This is a genomic window from uncultured Microbacterium sp. (genome assembly GCF_963521695.1).
Lineage (GTDB): Bacteria > Actinomycetota > Actinomycetes > Actinomycetales > Microbacteriaceae > Microbacterium.
In genome coordinates this window covers 1-3,515 of record NZ_CAUQWC010000293.1, presented here as the reverse complement: position 1 = coordinate 3,515, position 3,515 = coordinate 1, and the positions used below count along the sequence as shown (strand labels likewise).

Annotated in this window: 2 protein-coding genes; one reads left to right on the top strand and one right to left on the bottom strand. The window is 69.6% G+C overall.

The window, feature by feature from the left end:
* Positions 1–160 precede the first annotated feature (160 nt).
* On the top strand, positions 161–637 hold the full coding sequence (locus RWP81_RS15405) for a dehydrogenase (protein ID WP_314457573.1): 477 nt from the start codon (positions 161–163) through the stop codon (positions 635–637).
* 178 nt (positions 638–815) lie between these two features.
* Here the strand turns inward: RWP81_RS15405 and RWP81_RS15400 are convergent, their stop codons facing one another.
* The gene (locus RWP81_RS15400; RefSeq protein ID WP_314457575.1) at positions 816–3,227 is read right to left on the bottom strand and encodes an excinuclease ABC subunit UvrA; all 2,412 of its coding nucleotides are present in this window, start codon (positions 3,225–3,227) and stop codon (positions 816–818) included.
* Between the last annotated feature and the right edge of the window lie 288 nt (positions 3,228–3,515).

The window sequence follows — 3,515 nt, the reverse complement described above, 5'->3', positions numbered from 1 at the left end:
GGCGTGGAATGTGCAGCGGGGCGTCCGGCGTCCGCCCCGGTGCACAATAGGCGCCCCGGCGCGGGGCTCATCGGCCACAGGGGAGTCGAGCAGTCGACCGGCCGGCGAACGCGGAGGCCTGTTCGCAGGGGCGTGAGGCACAATGGAGGCGGAGGTCTCCATGAGCGATTCGATCCCGACGATGCCGTCATCTGCGGATGCCGCCGGGACCGGCACCGTGCCCCACGCGCACGCCGCGGCCGAGTGCCCGAAGTGCTTCACCGAGCTGCAGAGCGACCGCGACTGGTGGCGGGCGCGTCCCGCGGGTTCGCGGCTCGTCGGCCTCGTCGTCTCACGGCCCGACATGCCGACCGTAGTGCAGCAGCGCGACGATCTCACCCGGTTCGGGGTGCCGATCGAGGGCTTCCGCCACCCCGCACCCGAGACGATGGAGGGCTGGGCGAACCGCCTCGATCGCTTCTTCGGAACCCTCACCGGCGGTGACGTGCTCGTGGTCGCGAGCGTGCACGCGCTCGGCGCGACGCGCGAGGACGAGACCCGCGCCGTCGCCGACCTGCGTCGGCGCGGGGTGATGGTGAAGGTGCTGCCGCACGGCGATCGGCACCTCCACGACGCGACGCTCAGCACCCACGGCTGAACTGCCGCCGCCCCGGAGCGTCCGACCGTCAGTTTCCCGCGGCCGTTGCGCTCTGCGCGTCGAACGCCTGTCTCGCCGCAGCCGTGTCATCGACGATGTGCAGCGACTGGCCGTCAGGCTGACGAGCGCCGGACCGCTCCTCTCGAGAGCAGCGCGGTAGTAGTCGGGAGCGGCGGAGTCATTTCGCGCGTCCGCCGGAGTCATCGCCGTGAACGTAACGAGCGAGGTGCTCGGCGGTGAGGGTGGAGCGCGCGGCCACGAGGTCGGCGGGCGTGCCCTCGAACACGACGACGCCGCCGTCGCGGCCGGCTCCGGGCCCCAGGTCGATGATCCAGTCGGCGTGCGCCATCACGGCCTGGTGGTGCTCGATCACGACGACGGTGTTGCCGGCATCCACCAGCTGGTCGAGCAGACGCAACAGCGTGTCGACGTCGGCGAGATGCAGACCCGTCGTCGGCTCGTCGAGCACGTAGACCGCGCCCGACTTGGCCATCGATATCGCGAGCTTGAGGCGCTGACGCTCCCCACCCGAGAGGGTATTGAGCGATTGCCCGAGCGTCAGGTAGCCGAGTCCGACGTCGCGCAACCGGCCGAGCACCGCCACGGCTGGTCCTTTGACGAGGAACTCCCCCGCCTCGGTGACCGACATGGCCAGCACCTCGGCGATGTTCTTGCCGTCGAGGGTGTACTCGAGCACGTCGTCGGAGAAGCCGGTGCCCTCGCAGAGCTCGCACACCGTCTCGACGGTGGACTGGAAACCGAGCTGGGTGACGATGACCCCGAGGCCCTTGCACGCGGGGCAGGCGCCCTCACTGTTGGCGCTGAAGAGCGCGGGCTTGACCCCGTTGGCCTTGGCGAACGCGGCGCGCACCGCGTCGAGGATGCCGGTGTACGTGGCGGGACTGCTGCGACGCGACCCCTTGATGGCGGTCTGGTCGACGACCACCACGTCATCGAAGGCGGGAAGGTTGCCGTGGATGAGCGACGACTTGCCGGAGCCGGCGACGCCCGTCACCACGGTCAGCACGCCGCGCGGGACGTCGACATCGACGTCGCGGAGGTTGTGCTGCGACGCGCCCCGGATCGGCATGGCCCCCGCCGCGCTGCGGACGGCGCCCTTCAACTCGGCCCGATGATCGAGGAAGCGGCCGGTCAGGGTGTCGGAGCTGCGGAGCCCGGGGACGTCGCCCTCGTACTGCACGGTGCCGCCGTCACGCCCGGCGCGAGGGCCGAGATCGACAACGTGGTCGGCGATCTCGATCACCTCGGGCTTGTGCTCGACGACGAGAACCGTATTGCCCTTGTCGCGCAGCTGCAGGAGCGTTTCATTCATGCGCTGGATGTCGTGGGGATGCAGACCCGCGGTGGGCTCGTCGAACACGTAGGTGATGTCGCTGAGGCTCGAGCCGAGGTGGCGGATCATCTTCGTGCGCTGCGCCTCACCGCCGGACAGCGTGCCGCTGGCGCGGTCGAGGGAGAGGTAGCCGAGTCCGATGTGGACGAACGCGTCGAGGGTGTCACGAAGGCCCTGGATGAGCGGCGCGACCGTGGGGTCGTCGACGGTGCGCACCCAGGCGGCGAGGTCGGTGATCTGCATGGCCGCGGCATCCGCGATGTTGACATCGCCGATGCGCGACGACCGCGCTCCCTCGTTGAGTCTGGTGCCCTCGCAGGCCGGGCAGGAGACGAACGTGACCGCCCGGTCGACGAAGGCGCGCACGTGCGGCTGCAATGCGTCGCGGTCTTTCTGCAGCATGCTCTTGGTGACCTTGGGCACGAGTCCCTCGTAGGTCATGTTGGTGTTCGCGATGCGCACCTTCGTCTGCTCTTTGTAGAGGAAGTCGTGGCGCTCCTGCTCGGTGAAGTCCTGCACCGGCTTGTCGGGGTCGAGGAAGCCGGACTCGCCGTAGATGCGCACCATCCACCCGTCGGCGGTGTAGCCCGGCACCAGGATCGCCCCGGCGTTCACCGAAAGCGACTTGTCGACGAGCCGGTCGAGGTCGATGTCGCTCACCTGGCCCAGACCCTCGCACTCCGGGCACATCCCTCCGGTGATCTCGAAGGACCGGCGCTGCTTCTGCCCCTTCTTCGCACCCGTCGCCAGGGTCACCGCGCCCGCACCCGAGATCGAGGGGACGTTGAACGAGAACGCCTGCGACGAGCCCACGTGCGGCTGACCGAGACGGCTGAACAGCACCCGGAGCATCGCGTGCACGTCGGTGGCCGTGCCGACGGTGGAACGGGCGTTCGCACCCATGCGCTCCTGATCGACGCGGATGGTGGCGCTGAGGTTCTCGAGCGCGTCGACGTCGGGGCGTGAGAGCTCGCCCATGAACTGCTGCACGAACGTGGGATAGGTCTCGTTGATGAGCCGCTGCGACTCGGCGGCGATCGTGCCGAATACCAGCGACGACTTGCCCGACCCGCTCACGCCGGTGAAGACCGTCAGTCGGCGCTTGGGCACATCGAGGTCGACGTTCTTCAGGTTGTTCTCGCGAGCACCGCGCACGCGGATGACGTCATGGGCATCGGGATCGGTCACGGGTGCCTCCTCGGGATCGTCACCCAGTGTGGCGGACACCACCGACATCCGCGACGCGGCCGAGGACACAACGGCGGGCAATGTCGACGACACGGCGCGCGGCGACAGCCCGGGACGGCGTGTCGCCTACGGCATCCACTGCTGTGCACACGCGCGGGGACGCGCAGACGCGAGGGGACGGCCGGACACGACGATGCCCCCGCAGACGAATCCGCGGGGGCATCGGAGAAGGGGATCAGCCCTGAGCGCGACGGTTCGTGCGGGGGCTGCGCGAACCCACGACCATGCCGGTCGTCGGAGTGCCGGATGCCGAGCGACCCGCGCTCTGCGCCCGAC

Excerpts from the sequence above, each read along its gene's own strand:
- RWP81_RS15405 (WP_314457573.1), top strand. The coding sequence starts at position 161 with ATGAGCGATTCGATCCCGACGATGCCGTCATCTGCGGATGCCGCCGGG.
- RWP81_RS15400 (WP_314457575.1), bottom strand. The coding sequence starts at position 3,227 with ATGTCGGTGGTGTCCGCCACACTGGGTGACGATCCCGAGGAGGCACCC.